The organism is Rubinisphaera italica, assembly GCF_007859715.1.
Taxonomy (GTDB): domain Bacteria; phylum Planctomycetota; class Planctomycetia; order Planctomycetales; family Planctomycetaceae; genus Rubinisphaera; species Rubinisphaera italica.
This window is the reverse complement of record NZ_SJPG01000001.1, coordinates 4,596,086-4,615,741: the sequence shown is the minus strand read 5'-3', so window position 1 is coordinate 4,615,741 and position 19,656 is coordinate 4,596,086. Positions and strand designations below refer to the sequence as shown.

Annotated in this window: 14 protein-coding genes and 1 pseudogene; 10 read left to right on the top strand and 5 right to left on the bottom strand. The window is 46.4% G+C overall.

Annotated features, from left to right (window positions below):
- Positions 1-638 precede the first annotated feature (638 nt).
- The gene (locus tag Pan54_RS17425; protein ID WP_146504697.1) at positions 639-3,839 is read left to right on the top strand and encodes a cadherin domain-containing protein; all 3,201 of its coding nucleotides are present in this window, start codon (positions 639-641) and stop codon (positions 3,837-3,839) included.
- A 97-nt stretch (positions 3,840-3,936) separates the two neighbouring features.
- On the opposite strand, the gene Pan54_RS17420 is transcribed toward Pan54_RS17425, so the two are convergent.
- Both Pan54_RS17420 and Pan54_RS17415 read right to left on the bottom strand, forming a co-directional pair.
- On the bottom strand, positions 3,937-4,635 hold the full coding sequence (locus tag Pan54_RS17420; protein ID WP_146504696.1) for a YqjF family protein: 699 nt from the start codon (positions 4,633-4,635) through the stop codon (positions 3,937-3,939).
- Positions 4,636-4,847: 212 nt separating this feature from the next.
- Entirely contained in the window at positions 4,848-7,160 is a 2,313-nt protein-coding gene (locus Pan54_RS17415; protein WP_146504695.1) for a DNA translocase FtsK, read from the bottom strand.
- Between the two features lie 947 nt (positions 7,161-8,107).
- Between Pan54_RS17415 and Pan54_RS17410 the strand changes: the two genes are divergently transcribed.
- The 3 genes and pseudogenes from Pan54_RS17410 to Pan54_RS17400 all read left to right on the top strand — a co-directional run bounded on the left by Pan54_RS17410 (position 8,108) and on the right by Pan54_RS17400 (position 11,557).
- Positions 8,108-9,478 (top strand): Nramp family divalent metal transporter, encoded by a 1,371-nt coding sequence (locus Pan54_RS17410; RefSeq protein WP_165441829.1) that lies wholly within the window; start codon positions 8,108-8,110, stop codon positions 9,476-9,478.
- 16 nt (positions 9,479-9,494) lie between these two features.
- Complete coding sequence (locus Pan54_RS17405; RefSeq protein WP_146504693.1) at positions 9,495-10,676, top strand: glycine C-acetyltransferase; 1,182 nt, start codon at positions 9,495-9,497, stop codon at positions 10,674-10,676.
- Between the two features lie 140 nt (positions 10,677-10,816).
- Positions 10,817-11,557, top strand: a pseudogene (locus Pan54_RS17400) (IS5 family transposase).
- On the opposite strand, the gene Pan54_RS17395 reads toward Pan54_RS17400, so the two are convergent.
- The 3 genes from Pan54_RS17395 to Pan54_RS17385 all read right to left on the bottom strand — a co-directional run bounded on the left by Pan54_RS17395 (position 11,504) and on the right by Pan54_RS17385 (position 14,783).
- Positions 11,504-12,538 (bottom strand): ankyrin repeat domain-containing protein, encoded by a 1,035-nt coding sequence (locus Pan54_RS17395; protein WP_146504692.1) that lies wholly within the window; start codon positions 12,536-12,538, stop codon positions 11,504-11,506. The pseudogene Pan54_RS17400 and the gene Pan54_RS17395 sit on opposite strands and share 54 nt — an antisense overlap.
- 403 nt (positions 12,539-12,941) lie before the next feature.
- The gene (locus tag Pan54_RS17390) at positions 12,942-13,760 is read right to left on the bottom strand and encodes an ankyrin repeat domain-containing protein (RefSeq protein WP_146504691.1); all 819 of its coding nucleotides are present in this window, start codon (positions 13,758-13,760) and stop codon (positions 12,942-12,944) included.
- A gap of 72 nt (positions 13,761-13,832) precedes the next feature.
- Complete coding sequence (locus Pan54_RS17385) at positions 13,833-14,783, bottom strand: zinc ribbon domain-containing protein (RefSeq protein ID WP_165441828.1); 951 nt, start codon at positions 14,781-14,783, stop codon at positions 13,833-13,835.
- On the opposite strand from Pan54_RS17385, the gene Pan54_RS17380 reads away from it, so the two are divergent.
- From Pan54_RS17380 to Pan54_RS26125, 6 genes are all read left to right on the top strand, one after another.
- On the top strand, positions 14,743-15,729 hold the full coding sequence (locus tag Pan54_RS17380; protein ID WP_165441826.1) for an IS30 family transposase: 987 nt from the start codon (positions 14,743-14,745) through the stop codon (positions 15,727-15,729). The two genes, Pan54_RS17385 and Pan54_RS17380, sit on opposite strands and share 41 nt — an antisense overlap.
- A gap of 138 nt (positions 15,730-15,867) precedes the next feature.
- The gene (locus Pan54_RS17375; protein ID WP_146504689.1) at positions 15,868-17,160 is read left to right on the top strand and encodes a hypothetical protein; all 1,293 of its coding nucleotides are present in this window, start codon (positions 15,868-15,870) and stop codon (positions 17,158-17,160) included.
- A gap of 162 nt (positions 17,161-17,322) precedes the next feature.
- Entirely contained in the window at positions 17,323-17,529 is a 207-nt protein-coding gene (locus Pan54_RS17370; RefSeq protein ID WP_146504688.1) for a hypothetical protein, read from the top strand.
- A 447-nt stretch (positions 17,530-17,976) separates the two neighbouring features.
- The gene (locus Pan54_RS17365; protein WP_146504687.1) at positions 17,977-18,294 is read left to right on the top strand and encodes a hypothetical protein; all 318 of its coding nucleotides are present in this window, start codon (positions 17,977-17,979) and stop codon (positions 18,292-18,294) included.
- 490 nt (positions 18,295-18,784) lie between these two features.
- On the top strand, positions 18,785-18,970 hold the full coding sequence (locus tag Pan54_RS26835) for a MerR family transcriptional regulator (RefSeq protein ID WP_146504686.1): 186 nt from the start codon (positions 18,785-18,787) through the stop codon (positions 18,968-18,970).
- A complete protein-coding gene (locus Pan54_RS26125) occupies positions 18,963-19,439 on the top strand; it encodes a hypothetical protein (protein WP_207310169.1) in 477 nt (158 codons plus the stop codon). Before Pan54_RS26835 ends, Pan54_RS26125 begins: the two co-directional genes overlap by 8 nt.
- Positions 19,440-19,656 lie beyond the last annotated feature (217 nt).

Sequence of the window (19,656 nt, the reverse complement as noted above, 5' to 3'; positions counted from 1 at the left end):
CATGTTGGGATCTCAGAAAATTCACAATAGCTTCCCAGGGTACCAGTGTCGAGTATCATCCCATTTTGCGCATTGTTCCCTACTGTCTCCAACCAGATAATCCTGTCAGATAATACGACTGCTGCGATTACGATTACAGCAGATTTCCTTTCTGAATTCTTCATCCGGGCTGCAAAGGACAGGACCACTCCAGTTGACTCAAACGGAAATTCTATGACTCTGGCATTGATAGAGAATTCATGGAATCTTTATTAAAACCGGCAGGTGGCAAGGGTATGCAAAGGGCAGGCAGCCAGAACAAAACCCTATATATCAAGGGGTATAATTCGATTTAGTGACTGATTGGAGATCTCAACATTACTCCCGGAATTCAACCAGGAGGTATTGAGTATTGTGAAGCATGCGTGATATCCTCAGCTCTGCTCAGTTTTACTGATCTCTACCAGTGATACAGGCAGAAATTTATCCCGTAGAGGGAAGTTTGTCATGAGATTCTGGCGATAAAACAATGAGGATATTTCAGGATCGTTGTTAAGCTATTGATCATCACATCTGTGGCATGCTTTCCCAACAGCAAATTCAGTGCTCAAGTCGAGTGCGAAGCGTTCACCGGTCACTCAAATCACAAAGGCTGCATAATGAAATCATTAGGACGATTGCTCACCATCCGTAATCATTCAAGTCGAGAAATCTCTCGCCGATACCGTCAGGGAGGTTCCAGTAGAGACGCGACTCAGATGGTGAGTGTGGAGTCGCTCGAATCACGCGTCGTCCTTTCCTGTTCATGTACAGGTGTAGGAGGAACGACAACTCTTCTTTCGACAAATGCCAATCCCGGAAACTCCGCACAATATGGCGATCACGTTGTTGCGAATGATCAGTTCGTAGTAGTTGGGGCTCAATTTGAAGACAGTACAACTGCAACGAATTCCGGCGTTGTTTATGTTTACGATGCCACCTCAACTTCAACGACTCCGCTGTTCGTGATTGAGAATTCTCAAGGCAACAGCAATGGCCTGTTTGGTAGCGATATTGCGATCGATGGCACGAATCTCGTTGTCGGTGCCCGGGGAACCGGCAAAGCTTATCTGTACGATTTAAGTGGCCCGACCCTCAATGGTCCTGTTGTGATCAGCAAGCCCTCGGGAATTCAGGGGCAATTTGGCGATTCCGTGGCAATTTCTGGAAATAAAATTGTTGTGGGCGATTACGCCAGCGACTTCTCCAATAAAGGAGCCGCGTATGTTTACGAGTTGACCATCGACACCAATACCCTGCAACAGCAGGTGACTCATCGGCTCACAATTACTAACCCCGGCGACAACAGTGTCCAATTCTCTCGGCAGAACCTGGCCATCTCCGGTGATACGCTTGCCATCGGAGCTTTTAATCAAGTCACAAATGGAACTTCAGGTGTTCAACGTGGTCGCGTTTATGTCTACGATTTGAATTTCAGCCCTTATGTGGCCACGCTGACCAATACAATCAACAATCCCAATATCGGAACCTCCGACAACTTCGGTTTTTCCCTGGATATTGACGGGGACACCTTAGCCGTCGGTGCTCAAACCAGCAGTGTCCTGGGGAGTGAAGTTGGACAAGTGCACGTTTACGATCTGGCGGGCAGTACAATCGCTCCGGTACTTACGATCAATCATCCTGAACCGACAATCGGTGGTCGCTTCGGAAGTGATCTGGCTCTTTCCGGGCGAACATTGGCGGTCTCAGCTCGACTGGCCGACCCTAACAGTGTGACCGATGCAGGACGGGCTTATCTGTTCGATCTCGACAGTGCAACTCCGGGTACGCCAACCAGCATCTTCGAGAACCCGACCCCAGCTGCTTTCGATACGTTCGGAACTGCAATTGATCTCACTGGAGATCTGGTTGTCATCGGAGCACCTACCGATGATACTCGCAGCGATCTGGGAGAAACGACAAATGTCAACGATGGAGCCGCCTACATCTTTGGATTTGGTTCTGTCAATAATCCTCCGACAATTGGCGATGACAGCTTCACGATCGAGGAAAACCGCAGCAGTGGCACTGTTGTCGGGACTGTCATCGGGAACGATGTCGATATTGATAATGTGCTGACGTACTCGATCACAGGAGGCAATACAGCCGGGGCTTTTGCGATTGATTCCATGACGGGTGAAATTACCGTTGCCAACGCATCAGCCATCGACTTCGAAACCAACCCCAGCTTTATGCTGACCGTGCAGGTGGAAGATCAATGTGGCGAGTTCGACACAGCCGATGTGACGATCGACCTGACCGATCTGGAAACCTCTCTCTCTATCGATGACGTGACTTTAATTGAAGGCGATTCCGGCACCGTCAATGCAATTTTCACTGTGACGAGCACAAATCGAATTGATGCCGGGTTTAGTGTCGAATTCGCAACCGCTGATGGCTCAGCTTCATTCGCAGATTATGTCGCACAGTCAGGAACGCTCAGTTATATGGGACAGGCTGGCGAAATGCAGTCCATCACAATTAAAATCACTCCCGAAGATCTTGCCGAGATGGATGAAGATTTCTTTGTGAATCTCTTCAACCTCGCCGGCTCGAACGATGTCACCATTGTCGATGCCAGTGGACTGGGGACGATCATCAATGAAGACTACGTCCCTGTCTCCGATGCCGGCGGTCCTTATGAAATTTCAGAAGGAGATGACCTGTCCCTCGATGCCTCGGCTTCAACCGATGCCGATTCGACTTCATTGACCTATCGCTGGGATGTCGACGGGGATGGCGACTACGATGAAAACATCACCGGAGCTACGCCCACTCTGACCAACGCTCAACTGGCCGCACTCGGCTTGAACGATGGGCCTCAAAGTGTGAACGTGACTGTCGAAGTGAGTGACGGGACGAATGTTTCTACTGCTCAGACAACTCTGACCATCAATAACGTGGCTCCGGATATTACCGTCCTCAATTCGAGCAACAGTAATTTCGACGACATCTCCGAAAGTGGCTATGTCACACTCGATGGATCGTTTTTTGATCCTGCCCTGAATGCCGACACACACACTGTGACTGTTGACTGGGGTGATGGCTCAGCCATCGAGTCGATATCTGTCGATCAACTTAACGATTCGTTCGCAGGTGGGCATCAATATGCAGCCGGAGGCATCTATACGATTCTGGTTACTGCCATCGACGAAGATGGAGGCACTTCTTCAACCTTGACGACTCAGGCAATCGTGCAGGGGATCAATGTGATCGACGGCGAGTTATTCATCATCGGTTCGGATAGTAACGATCTGGTTTTTGTCACGAAGTATTGGAACAGCTACCACATCCTGACGGCTTTCGGTGGATGCAATGTCAACTACGTAACGCAATCATCTTCGGGTATTAATTCTCTGACGATATTGACCGGGTCTGGTAACGATTACGTGAAGGTGGATAATCGCGTAAAAACTCCAACTCTGATTGATGGCGGAAGTGGAAACGACTGGCTCTCTGGGGGAGGCGGCATGACGGCCATCCTCGGTGGTTCTGGCAACGACATGCTCTACGGCAATAACGGGAATGATATTCTGATCGGCGGGCTTGGCAGTGATCTCGTTGCTGGCGGTTCTGGTCAGGATATTCTAATCGGCGGCACGACCAATCTGGATAACGATTATGCCGGCTTGATGTTACTGCTCGACACCTGGAATGGCGGCGGCTCCTTTTCGAGCCGTGTCTCTCTGGTCGCTGCCGAACTGGAAGTGACTGACGATGGTGAACGTGATCTCCTGATTGACTTCCAGGGACGCGACCTGTTCTTTGATGGCATGAACGATATTCTTCTGGGTGCCCGCAGGAGCGATGAAGTTCTTTAATCAGAATATGTCCACTGCAGTCGAAACAAGAACGGGATGAGCAGATAACGCTCATCCCGTTCTTTCATTTCGCAGCGACTTTAAAACTAGACTTGGTCTACTTTGGTTTTTGCAGTCGGGAGGGATACAGGACACTCACTGGAGAGCCCTGAGCGTAGAGCACATTGTGAGGTTGCTGATCGTTGAGGAAGGAAAATTCTTTTCCGTAATTGGTGGCGTAGTCCACATTGATCTCATACTGTGTGACTTCGCAGCAATTCCACTGGGGATGCCTGACCTCATACTCGAGTGTGTAGTTTGGGGCTTTTGCATACCCCCAGTAATGTTCTGTAATAAACTCACTGATGGAATTGTTCGCAGGGAGAGTCAGTTCGGATTCGATCGTTCCAGAGATCGAGTTTTTGACTTTGTTCATCCAGGAATAGGAATGGTGCTTGTCTTCATTGCAATGATCCATAGGCAATGTGACATAATTTTCATGGAACAGTGTATTGGAAATGAATGGGATCGATGCTTTCGGAACGATCTCCTTAATAAACGTCACAGCCCGAATCGAGGGGTCTTTGTCGGGAGCGACATAGAATCGCAAATTGACTTCTTCAAAGGATTGATGAAAAGGAATCGGTATTCCTGCAATACTCATCCGATTGAACAGAAACGCAACCAGACTCACATAGACCTGGCCGTCAAAGGCATCAAGTTTCGTTCCTTCAGGAACAAACGGCTGCAAAACCTCTGGCTCGACAACATAGTTTGCCAGTAATAAATGCTCCCAGCGTGCGGATAGAAAATTCATAAGTCAGCGATTCGTTATTGGAAATGATAATCTCTACTTTATAGCAAATACGAAAATCACCTGCAGGGTTCAGCAAGAGCAAACTCAGCGTTTAGGACATTTGGTGCCCATGCGACAGCAGAAACCATTTGAAAATGCTCTAACTGCTGCTCATCATCGCTGGGTTAGGGTAGACCTCGACAATTATGATTGCGTGATCAGTTCCAGTTTGATCATGCCATCGCGTAATCGTCAGCTTCTTCGCCGTTCTGGACAGCTTCCCATTGCTCGGGTGTGTAGAGGACTTCGCGCGCCTGGGAGCCGTTGTACTCGCCAACGATGCCATCCTCGGCCATGTAGTCGATCAATCTTGCACCGCGTCCGTAACCTACACCCAAGGCACGTTGCAGCAGTGAAACCGAGCCGCGACCTTCGCGAACGACAACTTCAATCGCCTGTTCGTAAAGTTCATCGCGATCTTTAATCGCTTCCATACCACGCTGCACGCCACCACTCGATTCCGATGTGACCTGCGAGAGTTCCGTTGAATACTCGGGTTCATGTTTGCCGAGGAATTGAATCACGCCGTTCACTTCATCATCGCTGACATACGTTCCCTGGGCCCGGCTCAAATTACTTGTGCCCGGTGCGAGGTACAGCATGTCTCCATTACCGAGCAGACGTTCGGCTCCCATTTCATCGAGCACAACGCGGCTATCGGTTCGGCTGGCGACCTGGAAGGAGACGCGAGCTGGCAGGTTCGATTTGATCAAACCAGTAATCACATCGACCGTCGGTTTTTGCGTTGCCAGGACCAGATGAATGCCGACCGCACGTGATTTCTGAGCCAGACGAATAATGTGTCCTTCAGCATCTTTGCCGGAGGTCATCATCATGTCGGCCATCTCGTCGGCGATGATCACGATGTAAGGCATCTTTTCCGGAACCTGATCCGCTTCAATCGATCCGGCTTCAACGCCCATCTTTTTCAGCACCGCTTCACGACTCATTTTGTTGAAGCCATCCAGGTGTCGCACGCCGCATTGAGCGAGAATTTCGTAACGCTCTTCCATCTTGTCGACTGCCCATGCGAGCACTGCTTCCGCTTTTTTCATGTCCGTAATGACCGGATTCATCAGATGCGGAATCTTCATGTATGGCGAAAGCTCAACCATCTTCGGATCGATCATTAACATCTTGACCTGCTCTGGACTGCGTGTCATCAGCAGCGAGAGGATCAATGTATTCAGACAGACCGACTTACCTGTACCGGTTCGACCGGCAATCAACAGGTGAGGCATTTTCGCCAGATCAACAGTCATCGCGCGACCGGAAACATCTTTGCCTAAGAAGAGAGGCAGACTCATTTCTGCATTCTCTTCGGCACTGGCTTCAATCAGTTCCTTCATGCGGACCATCACCCGCTTTTCATTCGGAACTTCAACGCCAACGGTATTCTTACCGGGAATTGGAGAAACAATTCGCACTGCTGGAACCCGCAGCGCAATCGCCAGATCGTCGGCCAGTGCCGTCACTTTCGAGACGCGCAGACCCGGTTCCAGATCAAGCTCAAATTGCGTGACCACCGGACCGGTATCGATCTCGGAGACCTTCACATTCAGATTGAATTCCTGAAATGTTTTTTCAAGAGTCGCAGCTGCGATCTGTGCCTTTTTGGCAAGCAGATCATACGGAAACTCTTCAGCTTCCTCGAGAAGCTCGAGAGGCGGTAATTCAAAAGGGACCGCATCAGCTACTTCCTCCTCGACAAGTTCGCCCCGTTTCGCATCGTGCGAATTTGCGGGTGGATTCACTTTGAAAGGAAGCGCAGAGTCTTCTTCATCCTCATCGTAAACCTCTGAAACCTGCTCATCAGGAGCGGCAGCTTTTGCTCTTGGCAAAACCGTTTGTCTCACAGGAGCTTCGCACAAGGGCATGTCGAGCAGTGTCTGCTTTTCAATTTCTTTTGTGTCCGGTTGGGCAGGTCGGATTTTTGCCAGCAGCAGCGTCATCGGCAACAGGAAAAACTTTCTGATGATTGCCATCGCGAACAATTCTGCCGAAAGCATCAGTCCGGCCAGCATAAGTGTCATCAGGACAAGTGTTGAGCCGACCATGGAGAATTTCTTCTCCAGCATTAGCACACCCATCGCACCGACACGTCCTCCACTGCCGTAGAGACCGGGATTTCCCAGAGCTGGCAGAAACAGATTGAGAGCCGTCGCGGCTGAAAAGACGATGAAGCCAATGCCAAGTCCACGCAAAAATAAATCCTTAACGGGACGTGTGGAGAAGAGGCGTAAATCGAAAACGATGGCCGAGACGATCAGGATATAACAGGCGTAGCCGAGACTGTTCATGAACAGATTGGCAACGCGTGCCCCCATCGGGCCACACAAGTTAGAAACGGTCTCTGCCAAAGGATAGACAGCATTTGCCGGAGCATCGAGCGGATCATAACTGATCAAACTGAGCGCAACGAACAGCAACAGGGCAAAGAGCCCCAACGCTGCCAGATCAGTCTTTAAACGCTCGTAATCAATCATGGTTTCACTAATATAAGTAGGACAGGCTTCCAGCCTGTTTATTTTTGATTGAGATTGACAATTCATCGTGGGTGGCGGGGGCACTCCGCTTCAGTGGAAACCCCCGGAATGTTCGATTCGGGGGCTTCTCTTCGAGAGCGCCACTGCTACCCGTTGATATTTTATTCAGACAGACTGCAAGCCTGTCCTTCTCTGTTTTATTTATTAATTGAAATTGCGGGTCCAAAGATCAACGACCGGGGGCGGACCTCCATGCTGCCGCCCCCGTTTCGCTGCTATGACATCCGTGCAGAGCACAAATCGAACGAGCCTCAACTCATCATCAGGGATCATCCTCCAGATTATTCCCCCTTGCGTGACGATGTTTATGAGACTCTGACGTCCGAAGTTCACTCGCGGCCTAAACGGTAGTGATGCGACAGGATAGAAGTGTCCTCATCAGTTACAGTCGGATCGCTACGAATGACACGAACCAATACAATCTCAACACAAACCTATCACACATTTCGCGGCGTGTCGTAAATTTGCAACATTCACATGATGTTTTTTTGCATCGCTCTGTTAAGTGATAACGGTTCTATCAGTTCGTTACGCTGGTTATACCGATTCTACGAGTTCAGCTGCTCATTATGGGTTTCTCTAGCGGGGAGACCTAAAACTCAACGAGTGAATTCACAACTTCAAACAAAATCCATTGCAAAGCGAGTGGCAAAACGCGAGAATTTGCGGAAGTGCTCAATGTGTTGTGGTATGGGATCGGCTTGTTTTAATCCTACCGAGTCAAAATCACTGACCCCTCCTGCCCTTTCTCCAATCTGACCAAAGCGATCCCTGGATACTCCCGCTTCCAAATTGTTTAATGAACAAACCTTTCATGCTGTCCAATAAATGATGCAGATGATATGGCGATATATCACTTTTGACAAAACGTCGAAACGGAAATGATCATGCAGAAATTGTTAAGTCGATTTGGTCCAGCGATTATTGTGGCAGCCGTGGTGCTGGGACCTGGTAGTATTTTGACCAGTTCCAAAGTCGGCTGCGAATATGGTTACAGTATGCTATGGGTGATCGCCCTGGCTATATTGCTGATGATTGGTGCGACGGCTCTCTCGGCCCGGCTCGGAGCAACACTCGAGTTGACTCCCTGTCAGGAGTTGGCCCGAAGTCTCGGCAAACCGGTTTCCATTCTGATTGGTGTGATTCTGTTTCTGGTCGTCGCTGCGTTTCAGTCCAGCAATAACATTGCTGTCATTGCCGCTCTCGATCCTCTGTTACCACAACCTTCCGATGAGTTTCCTGCCACCCAATTGAACTGGCTCAAAGCGGGCATACTAATCGGCATGAATCTGTTGATCGTGGCAACGCTTTATGGATTCAGCCAGTTGTATCAGAAGCTGGAAAAACTGATGATCGCTCTCATGGTCCTGATGATCATCGGATTCGGAATTAACCTGTTCATGGCACAACCTGCGATTTCCGATGTCGCCAAAGGCATGATTCCCTCGCTTCCGAAAGCATCTGCAAATGCGTCCACAAGTGATTCCTATCTGGCAATTCTGGGGATGATCGGGACGACCTTTTCGATTGCCGGAGCCTTCTATCAGGCATACCTTGTGCGTGAAAAAGGCTGGTCCATTAAGGATGCTCAAACAGGACTGGCTGACTCGATTACGGGCATCGCAGCTCTCGGTTTAACAACGATGATGATCATGTGCACCTCGGCTGCAGTGCTGTATGGTCGTGTCGATCCGAAAGAGTTGAGCTCAGTTACCGATGTCGCCCGACAGCTTTCCCCTTTGTTTGGAGAGAATGCGACCTACCTCTTCATTGCTGGAATTTTCGCTGGAGCTTTCAGTTCGTTTCTGGTAAATGCCACGATTGGTGGTGTGTTGCTTTCGGATGGGTTGAACCTGGGAGCCTCGCTTGATCAAAAATGGCCGAAACTGTTTACTGTGTTGGCCCTGTTTGCCGGGATGGCTGTCACACTCGCCATGATTCTGGCGGATTGGAATCGCGTCACTCTCATTATTATTGCTCAGGCACTTACGGTATTAGGTGGACCGATCCTGGCGGCTTCGTTGTTGTATTTGGCGTTGTCGAAACGATACCGAAAAACCGTCGCGGCTCCTGCCTGGATGATTGCACTGATGGTGATAGGTTTTGTATGCGTTTCGATTGTTGCTGTTCGTACGGCAATTAACGTGAATGAGAAAATCAAAACTGAGTTCATGTCACCGAAAGTAGAGCCTGTTGCCAGTCTCAATGATTTGTCTACATTACAATTGAAACAAGTGCGTTCGAATTACAATTGTTGAATAAGAAACTGGACCGATGAACGAAGATTTCAAATCGCACCTGCAGACTCAGTTGTCAGAAATTAAAGAGGCAGGACTCTACAAATCCGAACGGGTGATCGACTCGCCGCAGGATGCTCATATCGATGTGGGCGGGAAATCTGTATTAAATTTCTGTGCAAATAATTATCTGGGGCTGTCGGATCACCCGGATGTTGTTGCAGCTGCTCGTGATTCGCTGGATCGTTGGGGATACGGATTGTCTTCCGTTCGATTCATTTGCGGCACTCAGGCGATTCATAAAGAACTGGAAAATAAGCTCAGCGAATTTTTGGGTACTGCTGATACCATTCTTTATACCTCCTGTTTTGATGCCAATGGAGGTTTGTTCGAAACGCTTCTCGGTCCGGAAGATGCAGTGATTTCAGATGCGTTGAATCATGCGAGCATTATTGACGGGATTCGTCTGTGTAAGGCGAAGCGATTCCGATATCAGAATAACGACATGGCTGATCTCGAAGAAAAACTGAAGGAGGCCCAGTCGGCTCGATTTCGATTGATTGCCACCGATGGTGTCTTTTCAATGGATGGGACAATTGCAAATCTCCCTGAAATTTGTGACCTGGCCGACAAATATAACGCGTTGGTGATGGTGGACGATTCCCACTCCGTCGGATTCATGGGAAAGCATGGTCGTGGAACTCACGAGCATCATGGTGTGATGAATAGGATCGACATTATTACAGGAACGCTCGGCAAAGCTCTTGGTGGTGCCAGCGGTGGTTATACTTCGGGTCGACAGGAGATTGTCGACTTGCTGCGACAGCGATCACGACCGTATCTGTTTTCAAATTCGGTCGCTCCACCGATTGTCGCTGCATCATTGAAGGCAATTGAATTGCTGCAGGCATCGACTGAACTGCGGGATCGACTCGCAGAGAATACCGCTTACTTCCGTGAGAAAATTCAGCAGATTGGTTTGACAGTTCAGCCGGGAGAACATCCCATCGTACCCGTGATGCTGGGCGAAGCCTCGCTGGCAGTGCAGATGGCCGATGCCTTATTGGAACGAGGTGTGTATGTCATTGGATTCTCGTATCCGGTTGTGCCTCAGGGAGCAGCTCGAATTCGCACACAGGTCTCGGCAGCTCATACTCGTGAAGACCTCGACTTTACAATTGAACAGTTTCAAGCCGTTGCTCGTCAATTGAAGTCTTAGAAGCAGTTTTCTAATTCGCAATTTATAATAGAATGAGGTATGACTCCTGGTAGGAAACCTGTTTTCAGAATGGAGTCGCCCTCACGAAAAAGGATATTATCAAGTTTAATCCTTCCGACCTATCCGATCAGCAATGGAACATGATTGCCGTCTATTTTCGCAGACCATCCAAACGTGGTACCCCACGACAATATCATCGTCGACGGGTGGTGAATGCGATTTTTTATCTTGTGTAGTCAGGCCGTCAGTGGCGGATGGTTTACCAACTGTTTTACCGCTGGCGGCAGTCTGGTTTATGGGAGAAGATACACACCGCTCTTCGCACAAAAGTCCGCAAACAGGCTGGTAAAAAGCCGACTCCTTCGGCAGCGATTATTGATTCGCAAAGTGTCAAGACCACTCATATCGCAGGAAGTGAAAGAGGCTACGATGCAGGCAAGAAAACCAAAGGCCGCAAGCGATACGTCATTGTTGATACCTTGGGAATGATTCTCGCTGTGGTCGTTCATGCCGCTGATGAACAGGATTACAATGGAGCCCCGCTTATGTTGTCCGCTTTGCGGGAAAAGATGAGACGGCTCAAAGTCATCTTTGCTGACGCCATCTATGGTTATAAGAACTTGCCGGAATTCACGAAATCAACACTCGGCTTTGACATTCAAATCGCGAAGCGACCAGCTGATCAGCCCAGAGGACAGTTTCCCATTCAGAAAAAGCGATGGATCGTCGAAAGGACATTTGCCTGGCTGGGATTGTACCGACGATACAGCAAGGACTACGAACTCAATCCGGAAACATGCGTGGCCCTAATCCAGATCAGCATGATTCTACTGATGCTCAAACGACTGCAGATATTCCAAGTAAGTCAGACCTCTTTTTGATGCCGCAACGGCGGTTCTTATGCAAGACAAACGACGATCTGTATGGGAAGCATCAGTCACTGAAGTGGATGCTCTAGAATTATTGCAAGTCATCGAAGACGGTTTCGCTCCCATACATAACAGCAAATGGGATGAGTGAATCGCATATTCAACATCTGAAGATGCAATCGTTAAATCCAGTAATGTTGTCTCCTCTCCATCAATCTCGATAGCGGCATTGAGGTCTAGCCCATAGGGGATATGATCGAGCGGTGCCTTTTTCTTTATTTGTCTTGCAAGAATTTTCATTTCAAGTTGGGAAAATTTTTCAAGTGAAATCTTCTCAGGATATAGCTTCCAGCGAAGTCGAAAAGACTTTGAATATTCCCACGCCTGTTTACCCACAGAATCGCGAATATTCCGATCTGCACCCTTTAAAACAAGATATTCCGATATTTCCTCATCTTCGACGGAAAGATGCAATGCCGAGGCCCCTGATTCACCACAGAAACTTAGAGATGTCCGAGCGTTGATATCAGCCCCATATTCCACGAGAGTTTTCACATGCTGAAGGTCTCCTGAGTTCACAGCAAGATGTAAGAGGGTATAAACACCGGCCTTGCTATTTGGGTCTGCATCATGATCGAGTAAGAGTTTCATAATTTCCAATGTTCGCTCTAAGAGATCGCAGCGGGATTCCAAGAAAGTTCCCGCTGGGGAATTGTTGCTTTCTCTCCAGCGAGTAGCTTTGAGCACGAAAACAATTGGGGAATGAGTCACCTTTGAACTTTTGTCTTGAATTTCGCCTATGTTATCTTGGAATGAAATTTCCGTTGTCGCAAATTTCGGATTGCGGGTCAGAAGAACTTCCACTTTTTCCACATCAAGATTCAGGATAGCCTTACTGAATTCACTAATCCCACCTTCAGGATCAACTGGCAGTCGCGCTGGAAACGGTTCACTCAACAGCAAACACATTACTAAACAATTCAACCAACTCATGTCCTAAGATTCCTGAAAATCAATAGCGAACAGCAATAGCATAAGAAACGCAGGGATAGTGTCCCTTTGCTTGAATTTGGCTTTGTAGCCAATCTTTTGAATTTGCACTACATCGTTTATGCTCAACCAAATTATTATGGCTCAGCTTTTGCGGAGGCGGTTCAGAACCTTGTGGTGGAGGTGGTGAAGACGGATCCGGATCTTTGGGAGGCTGACATTCGGTCACCTGTCCATCCTCATCGATTGGATTGTTTGGCATCTCTCCTTTGGGAGAATCAACTTGATAGTTGACAGGATGTTCGTTCGCGAGTCACTCTGCGAAAAGAATTTTGTGATTAATGAATAGAAAAAAAGCCTGATGAAAAATCATCAGGCTATAAGAATAGACTTATGATAGATAATGTTACTCGTTAAGTTTTAGAGATTCATCATTCTTCTTTATGGCCTCCACAAGCAATTCAACGCACTTCAGATATTTATGATGAGATTCATATTCATTTTCATAACTCGATCTTCTTAACGCATATTCTAATGGCGTTTTTCCATCTGTATTTTGTGCCAATGGATCGGCACCGTTAAGTAACAATACCTCGACCAGATCAGGATTTCCCGTAGCCTCGTGAAGGGCAGTTATCATGCCAGGGCCATCAATATAAGCTTGCAATCGGACGTTCACATCGGCTCCAAAATCAATCAGATGAAATGCCAGATCATGATTCCGGTCAACTATAGCTTCCAATAAAGGGGTTGTTCCATGACCATTTTGATAATGAATATCTGCCCCTTTGTTGATCAGTAAGGTAGCAATGCGAACCTGTCTTCTTTCGCGCTCTTTGAGCATGTAATTAGGAATCAATGCTCTGTTGCCATGGACAGGCTCAAATTTTTTGCCTAGTTTTTCAGAAACAAACTCTGGACTGGGATGTCGATTGCTACCAGCAACTGCCAAAAGCGGAGTCAACTGACTTATTGCACCAGGGGTGCCCTGTGTCCAATGGTCTCTAAATAACTCCTTAAAGTTCTTGGACAAAATTTTCGCATTGACGTCTGCGCCGGAATTCAGCAATTTTTGCACCTGAACCTCATCCAGTTGATAGCAAGCCAGAATTAGCTGTTGATCCACAGAGAGTGATTCAGAATTGGCGCTGTTTTTGTCTTCTGCACACAGAGCCGAAACCAGCGAAAACACAAGAGTGAAACCAAAAACGACATAAGCTTTCATGAAAATCTTCCTTGATAAATTTATTGGCTTAATTGCTCTTCTACCCAATCAAATAGTTTACTGGAACTTTATTTAACCAATCGGCTCCACTGCTAGATCCAGCCATTCCAGTTGCTGGGCAGTCATACCATCAATACAGACTTTAATTGGTCTGGCACAAAATGGCTTTGCTTCCACATGCAGCAACCAATCCAATACCCGCTTGGTTATCACAGTTGGTCCCGAATAAGACAGCTTACTGAAATCACTCCCCTCCCATGTTTTACCCCATAAAATATCTACGAAGCGAGATATTCCTGGGAATATGAATGAGGCTTTTTCGGGATAATCACAGGGGATTTTGCAGGATTGTGCTTCGCATTGAGGGCACTTATCTGAAACCAGTGTTCCACAGCTTTCGCAATAGATTGGAGCAAATCCACATTGCCGACAGGCATTTTTTGAATCCGGGTGCAACTTGAGTGGGTACTTCCAGATAGGGCTATCACTCATCAGTACATCAAACTCAGGCATCACATCTGCATGGTATCCGACATTTTGTGGAGGATAGACTTTGGGCTTGAGAAATTGCACGCCCGAAAATGGTGTTTCATTAACCAGTTGATCACGAAATATAGGAAGGACGCCAAATTCATCCGCATAACGGATTGGAATCAGTTCATAAGCTGGGCCATAATCATAAATTTCGCCTTCCAGATGCAGTAATTTCCTATATCGTGAGTGCAGTGAACAGACAGATACATCTTCAATTACAGTATATTTTGTGACTCCCAGGTCCAGAAATAATATATCATCCCCTTCCAAATAATTAATGCTATTAAACCCAGGGGGTGTCACAATAGACCAGAAATCATTCCAGCCCTCGTATTCGAACGAGGTGGATTCAATTTTGAAATGCACGGGTTGATGGAAAAAGAGTGACATTCGTGAGATGGTTTGTTTTGACCAAACGACCATCAATCCTACTAAGAAGAAATCACGAATGTCACACACGCATCTTACTGCTGAGGAACGTGATTCCATAGCGCACATGCACGCCCTGGGACACTCTCGAATAGAAATTGCGCGCGAGTTATCCCGAGACCCCAGCACGATCTCCCGAGAACTGCGGCGGAATTCGGATGCGACCGGGAAGTATTTCGCCGGGAAAGCCGACCGCAAAGCGCGACGGCGTCGACAACTCTGCAAACTCCCCTGGAAACTCAACCACGCTCCGCTCAAAGAATTCCTGCTCGATAAGTTGTCTCTCAAGTGGTCGCCGGAACAGATTGCAGGTCAACTCTTGCGACTGCATCCTCGGGAGGCCAGAATGCGAATATCCATTGAGACGATTTACGCCTGGATCAAAGCAAACAAAAAGCAGGGCGGCAACATCTACAGGCAGCTGCGTCAATCGAGAAAGAAACGCCGCAAACGCTACGGCACAGGGATCTCCAGACGATGCGACCCGACCAAAAAGCCAATGGATCAGCGACCGGTTTCTGCACGCAATCGTTCGCGGATCGGGCACTGGGAATCGGATACCATCGAGGGTCAAAAGGGGACCGGCTACATTGTCACGCATGTCGAACGCAAGACCGGCTATCTTGTGGCGAGCTATCTGCCGGACAAGAAAGCATCGACGTTGAACGCGGCTTCGGTGTTTGCGTTTGAGGGGTTGCCATCGTCATTGATTCGAACTTTGACGACGGACAACGGGAGTGAGTTTTCGGGTCATCGAGAGTTGGAGCAAGCCCTGCATTGTGCGATCTATTTTGCTCCGGCTCGCCAGCCGTGGCAACGCGGCCAGAATGAGAACACCAACGGGCTTCTGCGGCAATACTTCCTGAAGGGGAGCGATTTCCGTAAACTGAAAGCCGAGGATATTCAAGCGGCTGTGATGGAGTTGAACAACCGGCCTCGCAAAAAGTACCAATTCAAATCACCACACGAACTGTTCGAACCCAAAACCCGTGCATTTCAAAATTGAATCCACCTGATTGACATTGACTGGCACAAAAAATGGCAAAAGGTACGAAAAGAGGAACAATATAGAGCCATTAATTTAATAACACAATATTTTCCTAATGGGTTTCATGTTCCTTCTGAACGGGGGCACCATATTTATTTGAAAGTTAATTATTATACAGTTGATGAAATCAATAATTTAATAACGAGTTTTCAAAGAACGCTGCAAAACTTGTTTCTTTCAAATGAAATTACTCTTGATGTTGAAATCAAGGGGTCTGTGACCTCTGATAAATCAGGATCACTCGCTCAATTGCCATGTCGCTCAGATTGGTGGTCATGGGAAAGACTTGCAGAATTCGAGAATTGTAAACCAATCAATTCTCTACAATTACAAGGAAATGTAAATCGAATTGAAAAGCAGCTTTCTCCCGAGGTGATTAGCAAAACAAAAGAAGTCAAAGCTGGAATCGAACAGCAATGGTCCGAACAAGAAGAACTACTCGGTGAATATGCTCACCTTGAATTTTCAAAACAGGAATTAAATTTAGAGGCGACAATAGTTAAGCCACAAATTAAAAAACCAGTTTTTCAGCCAGAGCATGAGAACCTTATCTCTACCTTTTCCTATCCAGTTTTGGACTGGCATCCTGATGAGCCTGACGCTTTTGAACGGACTCGGAAGGTTTTACTGCCCTTCTTTCGCTCGTTTTTCAGAGAACATCGACGTGAACCTTCAGTCAAAGAAGGAATTTCCTACTTAAAACAGAATGGTCTCTATTCTGGAGCTTGGGAAGATGGTCAGTCTGAGAGAAACAGACGAGTCAGCAATGTTCTAAAATTCATTTCAGCCTCTTTTGATCCCAAAAAATTACGCTCCTCGACTGACTGCAAGATTAATCATGGATTGATTCGATGGGTAAGAAAACATTTCCCAAAAGGAATTAAAGGATCATTGCAAGATAAGCGAGTTTTAGATTTTCTGACCAAGACTTGTGGGGAGAATAATTTTCATGTCCCTACCAATTTTGTGATCCATTTCGTCCAGTTGCTCAATCTCTGGCATCGAAATCCTGATGACAATGATGGTCTTGCTACCTCATTTTTTAAAGAAAATTGGAATAGGTTTGATTCAACTACCTATTCCGCACCTTCTTGGAATCAGGACTTTTTTAGAGTTACACGAGAACACTTTAATTCAACAGGGATTGTTGACATTTATGATCGACAACATAAGGCAGGGAAATGCTGGAGGTGGAAGAAAGGTGAGAATTTTCCTCAAAAGTATCGTACAAAGAAGGTGATGAATGTTACTGGGAATGGTAGATGGAGATACCTTAAACAAAAAAGAAACACAACAGTACAATATCTATATGGTAATGGATGGATAAAAAATCTTTTTCAATCAAAAACCACTTTTTGTGAAATGATTTGTGGAAGATCGCCTCCATAAACGTAAAAACTTCCGAACAACATGACTGTTCTAAACGTCTTTTGAGGAAGGCGAAGTGGAAAATATGTCTGGATACATTTCGTGACTTCAATAAGTTGAATGACCTTATCACTGAAAAACCACTTTTTTAATCATTTGAAGTTACAACTGGGGATATAAGAAATGGACAATAAACAAGAACAACTTCAAAAATTAAAAAACCAGTTTATTTTTGGTCAGAATACTCGTTACCAAAGAATTTGTGTTGAATCTAATGCTTCATCAGTTGAGGAAAAAATCACTGTTGCCCAAAAAGTGATTTCTCAGTGGTGCAGCGGCACCACTTTCGAGTTGTTCCATGAACAGATTTTGTTGAATAAGTTGTTGTGATGGGGGGATTATTAACGAGTGTTGGTTCACCCTGAAAATTGTGGATGGATTGCATGGAAATTAGTGCTAAATGAGGTTTTGTTGTAGTGGTGAGGAGGTAGGATTAAGGTAGTGGAAGACCTCTTGTTGTTCACCCTATATATTTATTTCAACATATTCAGAAAATAAATAAGGTTCATATTGATCCATAAATAGTGACATAATATAATTCGGTCAACTTGAAAATAACTTGATATACATTATCTGACTTGAACCAACTTTCTTACTTATCACACGGCTGTGTGATCGGCTCATGCTTGAGCCACAACTCTTCCATTTCATCCTCGCTGTCGCACGTTGTGACGTAATTCGAGTTGTAAAATGGGAGAAAATCATCCTCCCCAATCTTACTGATGCATGTGAAATCACAAGAAGGTTGGAGACCAGCATATTTCAGAAAGCAAAACGATGGATCAAACGGAAATTCTCGAAATCGAACTGAATCAAGTAGAGATCAGTCACGACGAGGCACAAGAACTGTGCAACATGATTGCTATGCAATCCCTACCCGAAGACTGCATGATCGAGGATCGGTTAATGGCATTTTGGGACGACGAAAAGTTCGTCCTCCAACCCAATTATTGTTGCGACGATTCACCTGAGTACCGTTACAGCTATGTTGAGTCTTATGCAATTTACCAAGCTTTATCAACGAGGCGTTACAAAAGGGTGACTTTATGTTGTCAGAAATGGGGATGTGATTTAATCACCTTTTGGGAGGATTGAAAGAGGTAGGAAGTAATTCCTGTCTGACTTTCTTAATAACAGCGTCACTGACGCTGAGCTTGCCCACTCTAATGAATTCATTGGAGTGGGCTTTTTCCATAATGTCGTTTTGACGTTTTGTCGCCGCCAATGCGACAAAACGACATAAAATTAAGCGCTAATTTCTAAATCCTCATCATCCTCATTACGATCTTCCATGTAGATCGGCAATGCTTCTCTCAATCGTCTTTGCGCTGTCCTCAGAGTCTTGTCAAAACGCTCTCATCCTTGGCAACTCCTTCCTGCAGTCGTTCCACGATCCATTTAGTTTCAATCCGCTTCTCTTCCTCTTTGGAAAATACACTGAGATTTTCTTGTTGATCGAGACACATCCGTGGACGGAGGCATCTGGATTAACGACAAAACGACAATTCGTCAGCAAATGAAATAATTTTCTTTTCTTTCGCACAAAAATGAATTTCTCCTGCATAGATATTTGCGGAGGAAATTCATGAATAACTGTTACACACTACGAGACGTTGCAAAAAGGATCGGCATTCCATCACATCGAATCGTTTACTTGTTCACTTCTGGAAAGGTTGCCGAACCGAACCGAGTATCAGGCAGGAGATTATTCACAGAAGATGACATCCAGAAGATCGCCACTGTATTAGGTAAGGAGGTTCCTGATGCATGACTTCCCATTCGTAACCCAAAAGCAACTTGGTGAAGTATTCGGAGTTTCAAATCTTGAGATGGGAAGATTACTTCAAAAGATCGGTTTTCGAGACCAACACTTGAAAATTCGTCCTGAAATGTTCGCCCAAGGGATCTGTCAGAATACTGATGGGATCACAGGCTGGAACCGAGAGCGAACAATCGCCGCACTCGAAAAAGCAGGATTTAAAAGACCGATTGATAGAGCTACGCTTCCCACAGGACCGTTTAAAATTGAATCTGAGGGTGGTGGGAAATGCTTGTTGGATTCGTCAGGAAACGTGTGCATGAGGGTTTATGGAGATGAATTTGGTGAAAAAATCGCTGAGGTCATGAGGCTTGCATTCGAAAAGGGTGGAATGTTTTGCGATGAGTGGTGGGATCGGGTTTGCCCGAGAGTTGAGGAGAGTGGGAAAAGGGACTGGCGGGATCATTATGAGAATATGTAATGGAAATTATCTCCACTGGCTTAACACAATTTAAAGCGTTGGTTTGATTGAAAATATTTGCACATCTGCCAATGATTTGAGATCGAGATTTCTTGACTGCAAATTCCTTGAGATGGAATTTTCATGAACACTCTTGATCAACCAAAATCCCTATCAAATTGCAATTAGAAGAATCGCAATGTACTCATCTCCCTCATTCAGTAAGGTTCAGAGCCGT